The sequence below is a fragment of the Nocardioides sp. genome (genome assembly GCF_004803405.1).
Taxonomy (GTDB): Bacteria; Actinomycetota; Actinomycetes; order Propionibacteriales; family Nocardioidaceae; genus Nocardioides; species Nocardioides vastitatis.
Genome location: NZ_SSXI01000312.1, coordinates 1 through 20,144, shown reverse-complemented (window position 1 = coordinate 20,144; position 20,144 = coordinate 1). Strand labels below are relative to the sequence as shown.

Below are 20,144 nucleotides of genomic sequence, written 5' to 3'. Positions count from 1 at the left end.
CGGCTGGACAGGTGTGGACATCATCAGTGTGCCATGTCACCAACGCTCCGTAGCTTGGGCGACCTAGGAAGTCCGCCTGCGAGAGGAACCAGAGATGCGCATCGCCGAACGAGTCGCCGTCGTCACCGGCGCCGGGTCCGGCCTCGGCCGTGCCACGGCCGAGCTCTTGGCCGGGAGCGGTGCCTCTGTCGCACTCGTCGACGCTGACAAGTCCCGCATCGAAGAGGTCGCCGCCAGCTTGCCTAAGGAGCGCGTTCTCGCCCTCGCCTTCGACGTCACCGACTCGCTGGCCGCGGAGAACGCTGCCGACCAAGTGGTTGACCGGCTCGGCGCGATCCACGTGAACGTCAACTGCGCCGGTATCGCACCGGCCGCCAAGGTGGTAGGCCGCAATGGCCCGGCAGAACTCGACTTGTTCGCCAAGACGCTGGCAGTAAACCTGACCGGAACCTTCAACCTCAACCGCGTCACCATCGCCGCGATGCTCGACAACGCTCCGGACGAGAACGGCGAGCGCGGAGTTGTGGTCAACACGGCATCCGATGCGGCCTTCGACGGGCAGATGGGCCAAGCGGCCTACAGCGCCAGCAAGGCCGGCGTGGTCGGCATGACCCTCCCCCTGGCCCGCGATGTCGCGGGCAAGGGCGTGCGGGTCAATTGCATCGCCCCCGGCCTGTTCGCCACCAGCATGGTGAGCGGTATGCGCGAAGACGTCCAAGAACGATTGGTAGACATGATCCTCGAACCCAAGCGCATGGGACGCCCGGAGGAGTTCGCCTCCCTCGTCGGGCACATCGTGAGCAACCCCTACCTCAACGCTGAGTGCATCCGGATCGACGCGGGCCAGCGCATGCTGCCCCGCTGAAGAACCCACCCTGCGAAATCGCGACCGCCGCCCACCCCACCCGACGAAAGGTCGATCATGGACACCACATACGTGGCTGGAGCCGCTGTCACCCGCTTCGGCAAGTTCCCGGACACCGCGCTCCAGGACCTCGCCGGCGAGGCGGTCGACGCCGCCCTAGCGGACGCGGCGGTACGGCCCGAGGACGTCGGCTTTGTCGCGTTCGGCAACGCGACGAGCTCGGTCATCAGCGGCCAGGCCATGATCCAGGGGCAGCTCGCCCTCCTGGACGGTCAGCTCGCCGGGGCGCGGATGGTGAACGTCGAGAACGCCTGCGCCTCCTCGTCCAGCGCTCTCCACCTGGCCGTGATGGCTGTCGCATCCGGCAGCACCGACGTCGCTGTCGCGGTGGGCGCCGAGAAGATGTCGCACCCCGAGAAGGCCCGTGCGTTCGACGCGCTCGGTCGCGCGATCGACATCACCGATCCGCTCGTGGTCAACGCCTCCAACCGCAACTCGGTCTTCATGGACCTCTACGCCCAAGAGGCTCGCCGCTACGCCGCGGAGACGGGCGCCACGACTGAAGCGTTCGCACATGCTGCGGCGACGATGCACTTCCACGGCAGCCTGAACCCGAACGCGCAGTATCGCGAGGCTCACACTCCAGACGCCATCCTGGCCTCACGGATGATCATTGACCCCCTCACCTTGCTGATGTGCTCGCCGATCGGCGACGGCGCCGCGGCGATCGTCGTGACGCGAGACAAGCCCGGGCGGGATCCTGTCGCCATCACGGGCGCGGCTCTGCAGTCCGGTCGGCGCCGCGAGGGCGGCCAGCTCATCACCCGGACGACCGCCGCGGCATTGAACCAGGCCGGCAGGAAAGCGTCCGATGCCGACGTCATCGAGCTTCACGACGCCGCGGCACCGGCCGCCCTCGTCATCTTGGAAGAGATGGGCGTGGTCCGCCAGGGGGAGGCTTGGAAGCTGGCGCTCGACGGCCAATTGCGCCACGACGGCAGGATCCCTGTGAACACCAGCGGCGGGCTGATCAGCCGCGGCCACCCGGTCGGAGCGACGGGTGCCGCGCAGGTGGTCGAGCTCGTCGACCAGCTCCGCAACCGAGCCGGAGACCGACAGGTCCCCGACGCGCAGCTGGCAATCGCTCAGAACGCGGGCGGCGCCGTGACGCTCGACGACCCGTACACCGCCGCCGTGTGCACAGTGACCGTGCTGGAGCGAGCATGAGCAGCATCGAAGCCGAGCAGGGACGGGTCTTAGTCGACCGCGTCGACCACGTCTTGGTCATCACACTGGACCGACCGCGCCGCCGCAACGCGATGACCACGTCCATGGCTGAAGAACTAAACGAGGCACTGACTGCCCTCGACGATGACCCCGAGCTGCGCTCCGGAGTCCTCACCGGCGCCGGCGGATACTTCTGCGCGGGCCAAGACATGGGTCAGGCCGTGCGCGGTGAGTTCGCCCGCACCGTCGATCGGGGATGGTTTGGCATCGTCGATCGACCACCGGCCAAGCCCCTGGTCGCGGCGATCGAAGGCTTCGCGCTGGCGGGCGGCCTGGAAATCGCCCTCAGTTGCGACCTGATCGTCGCCGCAGAGGACGCCGACTTCGGCGTGCCCGAGGTGCGCAACGGCCAGGTCGCCGCCGCCCGCGGCCTCGCTCGGCTGCCCCTCAGGCTCCCCTTCCACGTCGCGGCCGAGATGGCTCTCACCGGCGATTCTGTGCCCGCCCAGGTGATGCACCAGCACGGGCTGCTCACCCGACTGGCCCCGGCTGGCGAGGCACTGTCCACGGCGCTCGACCTGGCGCAGCGCATCGCTCAGAACCCGCCCGAGGCCACCCGCATCACACTGAAGGCGATCCGCGACGCCATCACCGCCAACGAGGCCGCAGCGTGGGCCCGTCAGGCGCCGGAGCTGAGCGTCTACGCGCTGTCGGGGACACCGGAGTACCAGGAGGGCGTATCCGCCTTCCTCGAGAAGCGAGCACCGCGCTGGACCCCGTGACTCTGCGGCCCGACTGGTGTGAACATCCCACACCTCGTAGCGCGCGAGAGTGCACATAAACCACCTGAGCGCATCGCAGACCACTTCGTAGCCTCGACTTGTAGGTGACGGCCGTCACAGGCTCCACTGCCACATCCACTGCGCCACGTCCGCACGTGCGGACCGAGGAGAGAACGATGACCATTCACGTTGGTATCGACGTCGGAGGCACATTCACCGATGCCGTCGCCGTCAGCAGTGCCGGATCGGTGCGCGGCAAGTCGCTGTCGACCGGAGACGTCACCGCAGGCATCTTCGGGGCGCTCGAGGTGCTCCAGGACCGCCTGGGAATGAGCAACGACGACTTCTTCGCCGAGGTGGAGCGCTTCGTGCTCGGCAACACCATCGTCACGAACGCCATCGACCAGCTCAAGTTCGCCCGGGTCGGCCTTCTCACCACTCGCGGGTTCAAGGACACCCTGCGGATCGCACGCTCGGCCCGAGGGGAGGAGCGCGACCCCCACGACCTTGCTCCCTACCCGTCGGTGGTGGAGCGCCGGCACATCGTCGAGATCTCAGAACGCGTCGACGCCCAGGGCCGTCAGCTCGTGCCCGTCGACCTTGCCGAGGTCAAGGCCGCACTCGCCGAGCTGGTAGAGAACGAAGGCGTTGAGTCCGTCGCGGTGTGCTTCTTGTGGTCCTTCCGGAACGCCGAGAACGAGAAGGCCGTAGGCGAGCTGATCCGCACCAGCTACCCCGACCTGCCCTTCACGCTCTCCTCGGAACTCACCCCGGTCTATCGCGAGTACGAGCGGATGGTGACGACAGTCCTGGACGCCGCGGTAAAGCCGATCGTGGCCAACCACTTCGAGAACCTCGAGCAGCGGCTGCGCGACGCCGGCCTGAAGGTGGCACCGCAGATCATGCAGGTGCACGGCGGATTCCTGTCGGTCCGCGAGACGGCCAAGGCCCCGATCAACATGTTCAACTCCGGGCCTGTCGGCGGTGTCGCCGGAGCCCGCCTCCTCGGCCAGCGGATCGGCCGTCAGCGCATCCTCACCGCCGACATGGGTGGCACCAGCCTGGACGCCGCCGCGATCATCGACGGTGAGCTCCGCATCCTCCCGCGCGCCCGCATCGGCGAGTTCCCCACCAGCCTGACGGCCGTGGACATCGAGTCCATCGGCGCCGGGGGCGGAAGCCTCGGCTGGATCGACGGTCGCGGGCTGCTCCGCGTCGGCCCCCGTAGCGCGGGCAGCAACCCTGGCCCGGTCTGTTACGGCCGCGGCGGCACCGAGCCCACCACGACCGACGCAGCCCTGGTGCTCGGGCTCATCAACCCCGACTACTATCTCGGCGGCACCATGCCGCTGGACGGCGACGCCACCAAGCAGGCAGTCGCCAAGGTGGCAGAACCTCTCGGACTGAGCGTCGAGGCAGTTGCCCAAGGCATGTACCGCCTCGCGACGCACCAGATGGCCAACGCCGTCCGCAAGATCACAATCAACCGCGGTCACGACCCGCGCGACTTCACGATGGTCAACTTCGGTGGCGCGATGGGCCTGTTCGCTGCCTCGGTCGCCCAGGAGGTTGGGCTCGAGGAGATCGTCGTCCCGGCCAATGCAGCCGTGTTCTCCGCCTGGGGGCTGATGCATGCCGATGCGGTCTATACCGAGGTGCGCACCACCCCGTGGACCTTCGACCAGCCGGCCGAGCAGCTCGAAGCGTCGTTCAGCGAACTCGAAGCCCGCGCTCGAGCCTGGTTCGAGGCCGAGGGCATCCCCGAGGAGAGCCAGGACCTTATCCGCGAAGCCGACATGAAGTTCGCCGGCCAGATCTTCGAGGTCACCTCCCGGTTCCCCAACGAGGGGATCACCGAAGAGCTGAAGGAACAGCTCCGCGGCCAGTTCGTCTCCGACTACGAGTCCGAGTTCGGCACGGGCACCGCCTGGACCGAGAGCGAGGTACTACTCATCAACGTCCGAGTGCGCGCACTGGGACGCTCGGACACCGCCGAGCTCGGCGGCGACAAGGTGGTCACCATCCCGCAGGAGATTGACCAGTACGAGCGCCAGATCATCAGCCCGGCGACCGGAGAGCCGCTCACGGTGACCGTGTACCGCGGGTTCGCCGCGGTCCGCGAGGCCGAGGGGCCCTGCATCCTCGAGGAGATCGACACCACGGTGTACGTGCCCGAAGGCGCAAAGGCGTCCATGAACGACGAGGGAGACGTGATCGTCTCCCTCCGATCGACCCGCCGCCTGCAGGCCTGAAAGGACAAGCCATGACCACGATCGCAGAGCTGCGCAACGACTACGATCCGGTGACCTTGGAGGTCATCCGGATGCGCCTGGACAACATCGTCGAGGAGATGGGCATCGCGATGATCCGGTCGTCTGGCTCGCCGGTGATCACCGAGGCCCGCGACTACAACACGGCTCTCTTCGACGCCGAGGGCCGGATCTACTCCTACTCCGACGCAGTGCAGCTGCACATCGGTTCGGGCGGCGTAGCGGTCAGGAACCTGATCGCCACCGTCGGCCCCAACGAGATCAAGCCCGGAGACTCCTTCATCAGCAACGACCCGCACACCGCCGGGTCGAGCCACCCGCCGGACACCACCGTCATCTCGCCGATCTTCCTCGGGAAGGAGCTGGTGGGCTTCGCCCAGTCCCAGGCCCACCTTGTAGACGTCGGCGGCATGGCTCCTGGAGGCTTTGCCCCCTCCGCCACCGACTGCTTCGGCGAGGCGCTTCGCCTGCCGCCCGGGGTGAAGATCTACGACCAGGGTGAGCCTGTCGAGTCGGTGCGGCGGCTCATCGCGAACAACGTCCGCGTCCCAGTGCTGCACTGGAACGACGTCCGCAGCATGGTAGCGGCCAACAACACCGGCATCCGTCGGTTCCTGGAGACGATCGAGGAGTTCGGCCACGAGACCTTCGCCAGCTACACGGCCCTGAGCTTCGAGCTGGCCGAGCAGCTCCTGCGAGACCGGATCCGCCACATCCCCAACGGCGTCTTCGAGAGCGAGGATTGGGTCGAGGGCAACGGTCACGACGACGTGCTCTACCGCGTTGCATGCAAGATGACCGTCGCTGACGACTCGATCACCTTCGACTTCGAGGGATCCAGCCCCCAGACCGACGGCTTTGTCAACTGCTCGTACGGAGCGCTGGTCGGCAGCATCGCCAGCGCCGTCGTCCCCATCCTGGGATGGGACGTCCCGTTCAACGAGGGCGTGATGACGGCCTTCGAGATCCTCGCCCCCGAGGGCAGCATCGTGAACCCGGTCGTGCCGGCCCCGATCAGCAACGGGCACCTCACAGCCGGTGTTCGCGCGACCCGTCTGGTCACGCGACTTCTCAATCAGGCGTGCGTCACCAGCGACAATGCGACCGTCCGCCAGCGTGCCCAGGGCGAGTGGGGTGACTCGTGGACTGGCGGCATCTCCTCGGGCATCCGCGAGGACAACGGTGAGTTCTTCGTCTGGTTCAACATGGACGGCGGCGGGATGGGAACTGGGGCGCAGATCGTGCGCGACGGACACGACGCGGCAGGACTGCTGACGCAGATCGGCAACATGCTCCCAGACGTCGAGATGAACGAGATGATCTACCCGGCGCTCTACCTGTGGAAGCGCCTGGCCACCGACAGCTCGGGGCACGGCGCCAGCCGCGGCGGCATGGGCCTCGACTACGCCTGGGTCCCGTGGGGCGTGGAGGAGGCGGCCGAGACCCTGTTCTGCCCGACGGCAGCGGTACCGCCGTGGGGCTTCGCGGGCGGGCTGCCGGCCGGGGGCAGCGGCTTCGAGTTCCTGCGCGGCACCAACGCCAAGGACCTCATCGCTTGCGGTACCTACCCGACACCGGAGAACATCCAGGCCGAATCGACCGAGCTCCAGGACCCCAACGCCCAAGGGGTGCTGCTGCACGGGAAGGATGTGTTCCACTCCTGGCTCGGCGGCGGCGGCGGATTCGGTGACCCGCTCCTGCGAGACCCGGCCCTGGTCGTCCAGGACGTGCAGGACGACTTCGTCACCGCTGCTCACGCCGAACAGATCTACGGTGTCGTCCTCAACGACAGCGACGTCGGATACGACGCGGAGGCAACCTCGGTCCGACGCGGGGAGATCCGCGCCGTGCGCCTGGAGGCGGTGAACGGCGCCACGACGCCCCGCGACCTGGTCAACCCCCAGCCTGACCTGATTGAGGACTCGCTCGTCCCGCACCGCGCCGACGGCGGCGAATGGAGGTGCCCGGCCTGCGACGGCGGCCTGGGCTTCGGTGATGACTGGCTCCAGGGCACCACCAGCCGCACCCACGACGCACATGCCCGGCTCTCCGGCCTGGGCGTCCGATTGCAAAAGCGCACCCAGGAGAACGAGAAGGTCCGCATGGACGAGCACCTGTGCCCCGGCTGCGGCACCCTGCTGCACGCCGCGATCCACGTCGCGAGGACCACCTGAGCGACCGCTCGAAGAGGGGGTGCCAGCCCCACGTCGGTGGCCGGCACCCCGGGCGAGTCCTGACCGCCCGAGGCTCAGCCACCGATCACGCACCACCGACCCGACCGAACAGCGGAGATCAGCCATGACCCACCCCGACGCCACGCTGGCCGCCAGCTCCTCGACGCACAACAGCCTCGTCGTTGAGGCTCTCCGCGCGTGGCCCTCCCGCACCGCGTTCGTTCACGACGACCGGCACATCAGCTACGCCGAGACGCGCGACTTGATCGCCCAGTTCATGAGGGTGATGCACGATCGGGGCGTGCGTGCCGGCGACGCGGTCGGCATCCTCGCCCCCAACCGACCTGAGGCGTGGATGGTCGCCGTCGCCGCACAGCTCCTCGGCGCGCACTCAGTGGGCATGCACGCCCGCGCGGCCGTCGAGGACCACGTGTTCGAGTGCGCCGACGCCGACATCCGGCTGTTGGTCGTCGACGAGTCCTTCGCCTCCGTCGCAGGCGACCTGATCGCCGCGGGAGTCGAGTCTCTCCTCGCTATCGGGTCCTCCGAGTTCGCCCCAGACTTGCTCGTCCTCGCCGAGGCAGTGGGCGCCACACCGCTACGCGCCAACCCGGACGTGGACGAGAACACCATTGTCGAGATCCTCTATACCGGAGGCACGACCGGTCGTTCCAAGGGCGTCGTGCAGAGCCAGCGTGCTCGAGCGGCCATCACCCTCGCGTCGCCGCTCGCCTATCAACTGCCGCTGGAACCCGTCTACGTCGCAGCGGCACCCATCACGCACGCTGCTGCACACTTCCTCGCCCCCACGCTGATCCGTGGCGGAACCGTGGTCACCCTCAACGGCTTCCGGCCCGACGAGTTCGTCGACACGGTCAAGCGCAACCGCGGCTCCGTGTCCTTCCTCGTGCCCACCATGATCTACCGCCTGCTCGACGCCGGCATCGACCTCGACATGCCGACCCTTGAGCGGATCGTGTACGGCGCGGCCCCCATGGCGCCCACCCGCCTGATCGAGGGTCACGAACGGCTCGGCCGCGTCTTCACCCAGATCTACGGCCAGACCGAGTCGCTCGCCCTAGGGACCGCCCTCTGGTCCAGCGAGCACGACCTGGACCGACCCGAGCGACTTCTCTCCTGCGGTAGGGCCGTCCCGGGCACCAGGGTCGAGCTGCTCGACGACGATGGCAAGCCAGTGGCGCGGGGCGATGTCGGCGAGATCTGCGTTCGGAGCGCCGGCGTGATGCTGCGCTACCACAAGCTGCCGGAGCTCACCGAGGAGACGCTCGCCGGTGGATGGCTGCACACCGGGGACATGGCCAAGCAGGACGAAGACGGGTACATCACCATCGTCGACCGCAAAAAGGACTTCATCATCTCCGGCGGCTTCAATGTCTACACCCGCGAGGTGGAGGACGTGCTCATCGCCGACCCTGCAGTCGCCGCTGCGGCCGTGATCGGTGTGCCCGACCCTGAATGGGGCGAGGCGGTCAAGGCCGTGGTCGTCGCGTCACCGGGAGCCCAGATCGACCGGGCCCGCCTGGTGGCACGCGTCCGCGAGGCCAAGGGAGCTGTCCACGCACCCAAGAGCATCGAAATCGTAGACGAGCTCCCGCTCACTCCCGTGGGCAAACCAGACAAGAAGGCACTAAGGGCCACCTACGCGACAGTGCCTGAGCGCGTTCCCGCCGACCAGTCCGTCTGACTCAGACCACCAGATCGAGGAAGAGCTGCTGTGAAGATCCACGGAGCCGTACTGAGGAAGTCGCCCGCCGCGTCGCCCTTTGCTGAGTCCCGACCACTCGACGTAGTCGAGCTTGAGCTCGACGACCCGCGGCCCGGCGAGTTGTTGATACGGATCGAAGCAGCCGGGGTGTGCCATTCCGATCTCTCTGTGATTGACGGCAACAGACCCCGCCCGCTGCCCATGCTCCTGGGACACGAAGCCGCCGGCGTCGTCGAGGCTGTCGGAGAAGGCGTCCGCGGCGTCGGGGAGGGTGACCATGTGGTCCTCGTGTACGTCCCGAGCTGCGGTGCGTGCCGATTCTGCATGTCCGGTCGTCCCGCCCTGTGTACGACCGCCATGGCTGCCAACGGCACCGGCGACCTTGTCGGTGGCGGCACCCGGATCCGCGATTCCGCGGGTGAGGTGCGCCACCACCTCGGCGTGTCCGGCTTCGCCACGCACGCCGTCGTTGACCGGTCCTCAGCCGTTGTGATCGACAAGGACGTGCCGCTCGGGACCGCAGCTCTCTTCGGATGCGCGATGCTCACCGGGTACGGAGCCGTCAACCACACCGCGGGGCTGCGGCCAGGTGAGTCGGCCGTCGTCTTCGGCTTAGGCGGAGTCGGCCTCGCCGCCGTGATGTCCGCTGCCGCGGCCGGCGCCTACCCGGTCGTCGCGGTCGACCCCCTGCCTGAGAAGCGCGACCTGGCCTTGCGCATCGGAGCCACGCACGCGTGCGCGCCGGGCGAGCTCGACGCGCTCGTGTCCGAGGTGGCACCCGGCAAGTTCGACTGGGCGTTTGAGGCCGTCGGTTCCGTGAAGGTCTTCGAGCAGGCCTATGCCGTTACCGGAAGAGGCGGGGGAACGGTGTCCGCAGGGCTACCGCACCCCGACTCCGTCCTCCAGCTGCCTGCCCTCAGCATCGTCGCCGAGAACCGTCGCGTGCTCGGCTCCTACATGGGCACTGCTCAGCCCGCGGTCGACGTACCCGCGATGATCTCGCTCTGGAAGGCCGGGCGGCTGCCGGTGGATCAGCTGGTCTCGGCTGAGCTCGGACTCGCTGACCTCAACCGGGCGATGGATGAGCTGGCCTCTGGACGCGCCGTACGACAGGTCATCCGGCCCGGCCGCACTGGCGTCGGCGGTTCACAGTGAGGGCGCCCGTCCCCGCACGCGGCCAGTTTGCGGCGTTCTACCCGATCTCACCGCGCTGGAACGACAACGACCAGTATGGGCACCTCAACAACGCGGTGTATTACGAGTACTTCGACTCGGCCGTCAACGGATGGCTCTCGGCACAGTGCGGCGACGTCACCGGGTTGGAGGCCGTCGGCCTCGTGGCGGAGACCTCCTGCCGCTACCTGCGATCCGCCAGCTTTCCGCAGCCGCTCGAGGTCGGACTCGCGGTCACGCGCCTCGGCAACTCAAGCATCACCTACCAACTGGCGGTCTTCTCCCTGGCCGACGACCAGCCCCACGTGGTGGGCCAGTTCGTGCATGTGTACGTCGACCCCTCCACCCACCGACCCACAGCGGTGCCGACCGTCGTCGCAGCAGCAGCGGACGGGCTGCTACGCACGAAGTGCGAAGCAACGCCCGGCACCGAGCCGAGAGCCGAACCCGCCACCGAACCTGCTACGAGGTGATCGCGATGACCATGACCCGACTGCTGCCGTCCCGCGAGGACGAAGACATGCTCGAAACCATCTCTCGATTCGCAGCCAGCGAGATGGCCCCGCATGTCGCCGAGAACGAGGAGAGCGGCACGTTCCCCCGCGAAGTGATCGGCAAGCTGGGCGCTCTCGGCGTCCTCTCCCTGCCGCACGACGAGGCGTACGGCGGATCCGCGATGGACGACGAGGTCGCCCTCCAGGTCGTCGAAGAACTCGCGCGCACCTGGGCGACCGTCGGGGTCGCCGTCACCGTCCACTGGGCCAGCGTCCACCCGCTGTGGAAGTGGGGCACCGACGAACAGCGCAAGCGCTGGCTGCCCGACCTCATCGGCGGCGACCTCCTCGGCGGCTTTTGCCTATCCGAGCCTGAAGCCGGCTCGGACCCCGGTTCGATGAAGACGACCGCAACCCGTGACGGCGACGACTACGTCATCTCCGGCACCAAGGCCTGGATCACCCATGGCGGCGACGCCGACTTCTACACCGTCATGGCCCGCACCTCCGACGACGGCGCCCGCGGCATCAGCTGCTTCCTCGTGCCCGGCGACGCCCCCGGCCTCACTGCCGCACTTCCCGAGAAGAAGATGGGCCTCACCGGATCCCGCACCTCCCAAGTCCAGTTTGACCACGTCCGCGTCGCCGCGGACCGACGCATTGGCGCCGAGGGCAAGGGTCTCTCCATGGCACTCGACGCGCTGGACACCGGCCGCCTCTGCATCGCCGCTGTGTCCACGGGTCTCGCCCAGGCCGCTCTCGACCAGGCCGCGGAGTACGCCCGCACCCGCGAGCAGTTCGGCCAGCCCATCATCGACTTCCAGGGCGTCTCCTTCTTGCTGGCAGACATGTCCGCCCGCACCTCGGCAGCCCGAGCGCTCTATTTGGACGCCGCACGCCGCAAGGACCGCGGCGTGCCCTACACCAGACTGGCCGCCGAGGCGAAGCTCTTCGCCTCAGACGCCGCCATGGGAGTCACTACCGACGCCGTGCAGGTCTTGGGAGGGGCCGGCTACACCAAGGACTATCCCGTGGAGCGGCTCATGCGAGAGGCGAAGATCATGCAGATCTTCGAGGGCACCAACCAGATCCAGCGGCACGTGATCGGCCGCAGCTACCGATGACCTCCTCGCCTCTGCACGCACCAGCACCGGTGCCGGATCCCGGTGACCGGTGGGGCGTCAGCCTGCCCTTCACGGACGAACCACTGGTCACCCAGATCGACCAGTACCGTCAACTGGCCGACGAGGGATGCACCGACTTCTGGACGCTCGAGGCACGCGGATGGGACGCGTTCACACCCCTTGCCATGGCCGCCACCACCCTCAGCGACGTACACGTCGGCACCGCCATCGTGCCCGTCTTCACTCGAGGGGCGGCCACCCTGGCCGGACATGCCGCCGCCATGGCAGAGCTCTACGGCGACCGGTTCACCCTCGGACTGGGAGCTTCCACACCCCCCATTGTGCAGAACTGGAACGGGCAGTCCTACGAGGACCCCTACCACCGCATCAAGGACACCGTGCGCTTCCTGAAAGCGGCACTAGCGGGGGAGAAGGTCACCGAGAACTACCGCACCTTCTCGGTACGCGGCTTCCAGCTCGAGCGCCCGCCAGCACACCCACCCAAGATGCTGCTCGCAGCCCTGCGCCCAGGCATGCTCAAACTCGCCGGCAGCGAGACGGACGGCGCTCTGCTCAGCTGGGCCTCCGTCGACGACGTGCCACGTATCCAGGAAATTGCCGGGTCCCACGCATGCCTAGGCGCGCGACTCTTCGTGTGCCCCTCGACGGACCGCGATCATGTCCTCGCAACCGCCCGCCGCCAGATCGCCTGGTACGCCACCACGCCCGCCTACCGCGCCTTCCACGAGTGGGCCGGCCGCACCGAGCCTCTCGCCCGGATGTGGCACCACTGGGAGGCCGGAGACCGTCGGGTGGCCGTGGACTCGATTCCGGAGGGCGTCGTCGACGAGCTGGTCGTCAGCGGCTCGCCCGAGCAGTGCGTGGAGCATCTCGACCGTTACCGCGCCGCCGGCATCCAGATCCCGATCATCCATCTCATCGCCTCGGGTACCTCGACCTTCGCGGCCGCCCTCAGCCTGACCAAAGCACGCGCGAGGAGCTCACGCCCATGACTGCCATCAACGACCTCGTTCCCCACCGCGACCTGTGGATCGGCGGCGAGCACCGACCGGGCGCCGACCGAATCCCGGTCATGAACCCGTCTACGGGCGAAATTCTCACCGACGTCGCCAACGCCGACGTGACCGACATGATGTCCGCCGTCGGGGCCGCGCACGCGACCCAGCCAACATGGGCCGCCACCGCACCCCGGCAGCGTGCCGAGATCCTGCGACGATCCTATGAGCTCATGATCGAGCGGGCCGACGACCTCGCGCTGGTGATGTCCCTGGAGATGGGCAAGACCCGCGGCGACGCCGAAGGCGAAGTCGCCTACGCGGCCGAGTTCTTCCGCTGGTTCAGCGAGCAGGCCGCCCACCTCGGCGGCGAGTTCCGCACCAGCCCGGCGGGTGCCACCCGAATCCTCACCAGTCAGCGCCCAGTCGGGCCCGCGCTGCTCGTGACGCCTTGGAACTTTCCCGCTGCCATGGCCACGCGCAAGATCGCGCCCGCACTAGCCGCAGGCTGCACCGTCGTGCTCAAGCCAGCAGCCGAGACCCCGCTCACCGCTCTCATGGTGGCAGAGATCCTCGCAACCGCTGGCACCCCGCCTGGTGTGGTCAACGTCGTCCCCACCGACCAACCCGGCCCGACAGTAGAGGCCGCGTTGGGCGATCCTCGGATTCGCAAGCTGTCCTTCACCGGATCCACTGCAGTAGGGCGCAACCTCCTGCGACTTGCAGCATCGAATGTGACCAGAACCTCCATGGAGCTCGGCGGCAACGCCCCGTTCCTTGTGCTGCCCGGCGCCGACGTCAACGACGCCGTCGACGGAGCCATGCTTGCCAAGATGCGCAACGGAGGGCAGGCCTGCACCGCCGCCAACCGGTTCATCGTCCACCGCTCGCTCGCCGACGCCTTCACCGAGAAGCTCGCTGCACGCATGAAGAGTGTGCGAATCGGTTCGGCCCTAGACGCCGAAACCCAGCTCGGCCCCATGATCACCGCACGCGCCGTCGCTGGCATCCAGGAGAAAGTCAACGCGGCGCTCGACCACGGGGCAGGCAGCCTGCTGCCAGTAGACGCCCCCGGCGTCGGGTACTTCCACCCCGCCACCGTCTTGACTGATGTCGCGGCTGACAACCCCATCCTCGACCAGGAGGTCTTCGGGCCTGTCGCCCCGATCGTCGTCGTTGACGACGAGGACGAGGCTGTCGTGCTGGCGAACAACACCGAGGCGGGGCTGGCCGCCTACGTCTACGCCTCCTTGCCGTCGGCGCTGAGGGTCGCGGAGCAGATCGAGAGCGGCATGATCGGCATCAACCGTGGACTGGTCTCCGACGCTGCCGCCCCCTTCGGCGGGATGAAGCAGTCCGGCCTCGGCCGCGAGGGCGGGCGCGAGGGCATCTCGGAGTACCTCGAGATCTCGTACCTGTCGGTGGCTTGGTGACGATGCCGAGTAGTGACTTTCCCCACCGATCGGCATCCAGCGGTGTCAGGTTGTGACGTAGGCCACACCGCGATTCGGTTCCACTCTTGACCCAACGCCGCGACCCACGTGGCAACACAGATCGTTTGAGAGGGCACGACCATGAGCACGACCACCCCGACCGACCGGAACTCGATGAGACGCGTGGCCACAGCGGGCTGCATCGGAACCACCATCGAGTACTACGACTTCTTCATCTACGGCACCGCCGCCGCCCTCGTCTTCCCCACCGTGTTTTTCCCCGCCCTGGGCAATACGGCCGGAACCGTTGCTTCATTCGCGACGTTCGCTGTGGCCTTCGTGGCCCGGCCCCTCGGCGCGATCTTGTTCGGGCACTACGGCGACATCATCGGTCGTAAGCGCACGTTGATTTCCACCCTGCTGCTCATGGGCGCCGCCACTGTCGCTGTGGGGCTGCTGCCCACGGCAGACACCATCGGGGTCGCCGCGCCGATCATCCTGGTCATCCTGCGCTTCATGCAGGGCCTGGCCGTGGGCGGCGAATGGGCGGGGGCCAACCTGCTGACGGCGGAGTACGCACCGGCCGGCAAGCGCGGCTTCTACGCCGTCTTCCCGCAGCTTGGCGGAGCGCTCGGATTCGCGCTCTCCAGTGCGACGTTCCTCGTGACGGACCTCATCCTCGGCAACAGCGACGGCGCCTTCCTCTCCTACGGCTGGCGCATCCCGTTCATCGCCAGCGCGATCCTCGTGTTCGTTGGTCTGTGGGTCCGCGGCACCATCGACGAGACGCCGGTCTTCAAGGCCGAGCAGACTAAGGGTCGGGCCGTCCAGTCGGGGTCCCCGTTCGCCGGAGTCCTGCGTGACCAGTGGCGCGAGGTCCTGCTTGCCGCAGGTCTCATGGGCGTGCAGTTCGCCCTCTTCTACATGGGTGCCGCATATCTGACCTCCTACGGGACCGAGTCGGCGGGCCTGGAGCGCACGACCATCCTCGCCTTCGGCATCGTCGCTGCCTTGCTCACCACCGGCTTCGTCCTGCTCGGCGGGAAGCTGTCGGACCGCTACGGTCGCAAGCGCATCATCGTCTCCACCTACGCCATCGCAGTCGTGTGGTCCCTGCTCCTCTTCCCGCTGCTGGACACCGGTAGCGCGGTCGCCTTCGGGATCGGCCTCACCGGCACGCTCGCGCTCTACGGCCTGTCCTACGGCCCCGTCGGTGCGTTCCTGCCCGAGCTCTTCGCCACCCGGTACCGCTACACCGGGGCCGGCACGGGATACAACCTGGGCGGTATCATTGGCGGTGCCCTTCCGCCCCTCGTCGCGCCGATCCTGGCCGCGTCCTTCGGCAGCATCGCGATCGGCGGCATGATCACCTTCCTGGCCGTGGTGGGCATCCTCAGCACCTTGGCCCTGCGGGAGACCGCGGACCGGTCCACTTTGCACGACGGCAGTGAGGCTCCGACGACGGCGCCGGCTGGCTTGCCCAGCTGGACGACTCCCGCCTGATCAGATCCCTGCCCGACTTCGCCGCCGCCATCCCGGCGATGGCGGCGGCGAGCGCGCGGTTGGCCGCCATGCCACTCCGCTTCGAGTCACGTTGGGTGACGTCAGATGAGCTAGCGCACTCTTGTTGAGGAGCCGTTGATAGCACTTCGGGTTCGAGCCCTCCGTGCCGCGCCGCGATGTCACCGGCGACTTCGGTCCGACAGCCCGTCTTGGACCGGCCCGTGGGTGTACGGCCCGACGGCCATCGCTGAGAGAATGACCGACATGGTTGGACAGGAGAACGAGGGTCGCTTCCGCTCGTTAGGCCACCGGATGGTGCCTATGGTTGGTCGGGATCCGGACGCGGAGCATCGTCAGGCCACACCGCTGGAGCTCCTCTTCGACCTGACGTTCGTCGTCGCGTTCGGAATCGCTGGCGAGCAGTTCGCGCACCTGTACGCCGAGGGACACTACGGGTCGGGTCTGTTCGCTTTCGCCTTCGCCTGCTTCGCGATCGTCTGGGCATGGATCAGTTACTCGTGGTTCGCCTCAGCGTTCGACACCCAGGATTGGGTCTTCCGACTTCTCACCATGATGCAGATGGCCGGCGTCGTCGTCCTGGCGTTGGGCCTTCCGCAGATGTTTCACGCCGTCGACAGTGGCCAGCACCTCGGAAACGAGGTCATGGTCGCCGGCTACGTGGTCATGCGAGTCGCGATGGTGCTGCAGTGGCTGCGGGCCGCGCGGGAGGGCTCGAGGCACCGTGACGCGTGTATTGCGTATGCCGTTGGGATCTCGCTCGCCCAGGCTGGGTGGGTGACACTCGCAGTCGTCCAGCCGCCACTGGGAGCGGCAACCGTCGTCGCCCTCGCACTGATCCTCTTCGAGCTCGCGACCCCGTTGTTCGCCCAGAGTCGACGGGGTGGCACGCCGTGGCACCCGAGCCACATCGCCGAGCGGTACGGCCTCCTCACCATCATCACGCTGGGCGAGGGCGTCATCGGGACGGTGGCTTCCCTTTCGGCGGTCGTCGACGAGACCGGCTGGAGCACTGATGCCGTGCTGATCGCGATTGCAGGGACGGGCCTGACCTTTGGTCTTTGGTGGATGTACTTCATCGTGCCCGCCGCGCGTGTCCTGAGACGCCGCCGGAACCGCGCCATGGCGTGGGGATACCTCCACATCCCCCTGCTGGCGGCGCTTGCCGCAACAGGGGCTGGCCTGCACGTCGCCGCATATTTCATCGAGGGCGAGACACACATCGGAGCGACCTCGGTTGTGGTCAGCGTCGCACTCCCGGTAGGGGTGTTCGTGATCTGCCTCTACGGCCTGCACACCGCCCTGGTGCGCGAGGGCGACCCGTTCCACCTCGCACTCATGGCCAGTACGGCTCTCGTCCTCGGCGCCGCGGTGGCACTCTCCGCCGTGGGCGTTGCACTCTCTGTGTGCTTCCTGATGGTCATGCTCGCTCCGGTCGTCACCGTCGTCGGATTCGAACTGGTCGGCCACCGGCATGTCGCGGTGATCTTGGAGAGGATCGAGGCGCATTCCTAAGTCACCGCCGCACAAGGGCGGCCCGCATCGATTTTCTCGGCCGTCGGCCTGAGCCCCGGGCTCGACCATGACCATCACACCGGCCCTTGCGGGTCGGGCTGGACCGTCCATCCGGACTGAGCCGCTCCCACCACGTCGAAACCTTGCGTGACGATGCGGTTCGCGTCCTCCGCAGCGCTGCGGCCGGCGTGGACACACTCAGAGCACAGGCGAAAAGGGCAAGGGCCGCAGACTGGCTGAGCGACCTCGGGCGGGGGCCGTCGCTGTCGTAGGGAGGCCCAGCGGTCCTTAGGAGGCAGTGCCCGTCAGTCTGCGTCGCAGATCGGGGATCCGTCGGCGTAGTTGCGGAGCAACAGTGCGACCCGGAATCGCGTGGCGTTCGGTTCGGCCTGCCAGTCGTCGCCGAGCACGTCGGCGACACGCTCCAGCCGCTTCACGACGGTGTTTGCGTGCACGAACAGAGAGCGGGCGCGGGCCCGGGCCCGTAGCCGACCCGCGTCTCTCCCCCTACCGGCGCTCACCGCTCCGGAGACTCCGTCCCAGCTTCGCCGCCGTCCATGGCCCTTCCTGTGTGCCGCGCGCCGCGCGCCGACAGCGGTTCGATCAGGTCGGTGATGGCGCAGTCCAGGATGTCCAGCAAGGCCATCAACGTGCGGAGGCTAAGCCGCTCCGGTCGCTCTGCTACCAGCCGATACACCTGGCTGTGCGACAACTCGACACCGCGCTCGACCAGCAGCGGCCGCAGATCTGCGGTGGCGAACATGCCGCGATTCGCCATGACCTTCCGCAGATGCCATCGGTAGTCCAGCTCGACAGTCGTGCCGTCAGCCATCGTCGCTCCCAACTCCCCCTCAAACGTCGTTCACATCAGCGCATGCATGATCAACTCGCCGACCTCGATGTTGCTGCCGGCATCAGGAATACCGGTACCCGACATGCGCCTACAAGAGCCGTGCACGCTAATCTGCGGCACCCGACCGGCAACTCGGTCTGATGATCGAACCGATCGTATGCATCTGCGCCAAGCGAGGGCAGGAAGCGGGCCTGCTGCGTGGCTCGGACACAAAATGGGAATGCGTAGGCATAAGAGACAGGATCCCGCTGTCTGTCCGTGCTCGTATCCGTAGTGTCCCTAGTCTGCCATGAGCAGTGTCCGGCTGGCCGAGCCCTGCCGAGCGTTCCCGCCCAGCATGCGGGCCAACGTTCAACTGCCCTACGCCGCAGGGCAGCACCTGTTCCCTCGGCTACGCCGTGGTCTCGGCGCGACCCGGCGGAACACCGTTCCTGGTCGGCGTTGAGGCGCTCACCGTCCTCAGCTCGCTCGACCAGCCGGTCTCGCCGGCGGTGGACAGGACGGCCACTGGCTGGACCGGGCAAGCTGAGAACGGCTTGCCGGGCAGGAGGCTGTGCCGAGCCCGTCAGGCGGCGGTGCTCACGGTCTCTCAGAGTTCGTAGAAGGCGATGCGGTCGTAGAACGCCGTCCCGTCGATGACCTTGCCATCCTCCAGGGACATGAACCAGGCGTAGGTATTGCCGGCGCGGATGTTCACGGGGCGGAAAGGCCTGTCCAAGGCTGAAGCTGGCGCCGAAAGGCTGCAACACCCCTCGACCGACCGCTTGGTGCTTGTCGTAGGCCTTGGGGACGGCCGACCTGCCGAAGATCTCCGAGCGCATGTCAGGGGCAAAGATGTCGGTGATGTATCCGGTGCCGGCCGCCCAAGCGACAAAGGAGTCGGCGACGATCTGGCGGTTGGCCTTCATCACGGTAGCTGCCTTTCGCGCGTGACGCGGGCTCGGGGGGAGATGTGGAGAGCTTGGAAAGTGACCTCGTGCAGGCGGTCTTGCCGTGCCCGGTCGGCGGCCTGCGAGTTGGGCGGCGCGGGGTTGCGTTCGTCGTAGTAGCTGCCATTGTCGTCACGGCGCGAGGCCACGTACCGGAGGTTGGCCGCCGCGTGCTCGGGCCGATCACCGGCGACGGAGAACATGGCGTGTAGGAGACGAGTCGCGATGACCCCGGGGTGCATACTGACGACGTCCAGTAACCGGCTGGGCCGATGTGCCGCAAGCCAGCAGGAGTAGGTGACCAGCGCGAGCTTGGAGTGCGCGTACGCGGTCGACGCCGAGTACGGGTGGTGGGCCAGGTTGAGGTCGTCCAGGAGCAACGTCGCGGAAAGGTGCGTGGCCGAGGCGACGTTGACGATCCGCCCCCGCCGGCCGTCCCCGATCAGATCGATGAGCCTGCTCGTCAGCAGCACGGGGGCCAGGTAGTTGGTCTGGAAAGTGATCTCGTGGCCAGCGCCGCTGACCGTCCGGGTCGGCGGCCCTGGCCGGGCGGCGTTGTTGATGAGGATGTCGATGCGGTCGGTCGCCGCGCGGATCTGCCGGGCGAGCCTCTCCACTTCCGCCAGCTCGCTGTAGTCCGCCCGAAGATAGCTGAGCCGGGTATCGGGACGCATCGTGCTCTGCACCGCACCCAGCAGGTCCGCGACGTCGTCCTCGCGTTCCAGGCCATGGAGGATCAGATGGCCGGCCTGTTCGGCGAGCGCCATTGCGGTGGCGCGGCCGATCCCGGTGGTGGCTCCGGTCAGCACGATGGTCGCGTTGTGTTTGTCGTCGGGATGGTCGACGGCCCGGCGGTCGTCTGTGTGCATGGATGGTCCCTCATCGTGTTGAGTTCCTCAGCGCGTTGCTGATTGCCGCCAGTCTCATGTTGACCAGGTGCCGGTCGCATCCGTGTAGGCCCCAGCCTGCCGCGCGGGTCGGGACCGTGCAGTCAAGTTGGTACGGCGTCACGTCCGAGGTGCGCTCGTGCTGGGTCTTGAGG

General features: G+C 67.6%; 16 protein-coding genes. 13 read left to right on the top strand and 3 right to left on the bottom strand.

The features are described 5' to 3' along the window. Positions 1-94 precede the first annotated feature (94 nt). The 13 genes from E7Z54_RS21455 (at position 95) to E7Z54_RS21395 (ending at position 17,320) form a co-directional block, all read left to right on the top strand. Positions 95-865 (top strand): SDR family NAD(P)-dependent oxidoreductase, encoded by a 771-nt coding sequence (locus tag E7Z54_RS21455; protein ID WP_136436764.1) that lies wholly within the window; start codon positions 95-97, stop codon positions 863-865. A gap of 57 nt (positions 866-922) precedes the next feature. Further along, positions 923-2,092: a thiolase family protein gene (locus E7Z54_RS21450; protein ID WP_136436763.1), complete on the top strand. Its 1,170-nt coding sequence runs from the start codon at positions 923-925 to the stop codon at positions 2,090-2,092. Next, positions 2,089-2,874, top strand: coding sequence for a crotonase/enoyl-CoA hydratase family protein (locus E7Z54_RS21445; protein WP_136436762.1), 786 nt, complete (start codon positions 2,089-2,091; stop codon positions 2,872-2,874). Before E7Z54_RS21450 ends, E7Z54_RS21445 begins: the two co-directional genes overlap by 4 nt. A 176-nt stretch (positions 2,875-3,050) precedes the next feature. Next, a complete protein-coding gene (locus E7Z54_RS21440) occupies positions 3,051-5,126 on the top strand; it encodes a hydantoinase/oxoprolinase family protein (RefSeq protein WP_136436761.1) in 2,076 nt (691 codons plus the stop codon). 11 nt (positions 5,127-5,137) lie between these two features. Continuing rightward, complete coding sequence (locus E7Z54_RS21435) at positions 5,138-7,318, top strand: hydantoinase B/oxoprolinase family protein (protein WP_136436760.1); 2,181 nt, start codon at positions 5,138-5,140, stop codon at positions 7,316-7,318. A 124-nt stretch (positions 7,319-7,442) separates the two neighbouring features. Continuing rightward, on the top strand, positions 7,443-9,023 hold the full coding sequence (locus tag E7Z54_RS21430) for an AMP-binding protein (protein ID WP_136436759.1): 1,581 nt from the start codon (positions 7,443-7,445) through the stop codon (positions 9,021-9,023). Between the two features lie 30 nt (positions 9,024-9,053). After that, positions 9,054-10,199: an alcohol dehydrogenase catalytic domain-containing protein gene (locus tag E7Z54_RS21425; protein WP_136436758.1), complete on the top strand. Its 1,146-nt coding sequence runs from the start codon at positions 9,054-9,056 to the stop codon at positions 10,197-10,199. Next, positions 10,196-10,690: an acyl-CoA thioesterase gene (locus E7Z54_RS21420; protein ID WP_206056451.1), complete on the top strand. Its 495-nt coding sequence runs from the start codon at positions 10,196-10,198 to the stop codon at positions 10,688-10,690. The genes E7Z54_RS21425 and E7Z54_RS21420 overlap by 4 nt, the downstream gene beginning before the upstream one ends. Positions 10,691-10,695: 5 nt before the next feature. Further along, entirely contained in the window at positions 10,696-11,835 is a 1,140-nt protein-coding gene (locus E7Z54_RS21415; RefSeq protein WP_136436757.1) for an acyl-CoA dehydrogenase family protein, read from the top strand. Next, positions 11,832-12,848 (top strand): LLM class F420-dependent oxidoreductase, encoded by a 1,017-nt coding sequence (locus E7Z54_RS21410; protein WP_136436756.1) that lies wholly within the window; start codon positions 11,832-11,834, stop codon positions 12,846-12,848. The genes E7Z54_RS21415 and E7Z54_RS21410 overlap by 4 nt, the downstream gene beginning before the upstream one ends. Then, entirely contained in the window at positions 12,845-14,284 is a 1,440-nt protein-coding gene (locus tag E7Z54_RS21405; RefSeq protein WP_136436755.1) for an NAD-dependent succinate-semialdehyde dehydrogenase, read from the top strand. Before E7Z54_RS21410 ends, E7Z54_RS21405 begins: the two co-directional genes overlap by 4 nt. 141 nt (positions 14,285-14,425) lie before the next feature. Then, positions 14,426-15,787, top strand: coding sequence for an MFS transporter (locus E7Z54_RS21400; protein WP_136436754.1), 1,362 nt, complete (start codon positions 14,426-14,428; stop codon positions 15,785-15,787). A 264-nt stretch (positions 15,788-16,051) separates the two neighbouring features. Then, the gene (locus tag E7Z54_RS21395) at positions 16,052-17,320 is read left to right on the top strand and encodes a low temperature requirement protein A (protein ID WP_240769827.1); all 1,269 of its coding nucleotides are present in this window, start codon (positions 16,052-16,054) and stop codon (positions 17,318-17,320) included. Positions 17,321-17,625: 305 nt separating this feature from the next. On the opposite strand, the gene E7Z54_RS23850 is transcribed toward E7Z54_RS21395, so the two are convergent. The 3 genes from E7Z54_RS23850 to E7Z54_RS21380 form a co-directional block, all read right to left on the bottom strand. Further along, positions 17,626-17,841 carry a helix-turn-helix domain-containing protein gene (locus E7Z54_RS23850; protein ID WP_276606254.1) on the bottom strand — a complete coding sequence of 72 codons (216 nt, stop codon included), beginning with the start codon at positions 17,839-17,841 and terminating at the stop codon, positions 17,626-17,628. Then, positions 17,838-18,152 (bottom strand): helix-turn-helix domain-containing protein, encoded by a 315-nt coding sequence (locus E7Z54_RS21385; RefSeq protein ID WP_136436752.1) that lies wholly within the window; start codon positions 18,150-18,152, stop codon positions 17,838-17,840. Before E7Z54_RS21385 ends, E7Z54_RS23850 begins: the two co-directional genes overlap by 4 nt. Before the next feature lie 928 nt (positions 18,153-19,080). After that, on the bottom strand, positions 19,081-19,971 hold the full coding sequence (locus E7Z54_RS21380; RefSeq protein WP_136436751.1) for an SDR family NAD(P)-dependent oxidoreductase: 891 nt from the start codon (positions 19,969-19,971) through the stop codon (positions 19,081-19,083). Between the last annotated feature and the right edge of the window lie 173 nt (positions 19,972-20,144).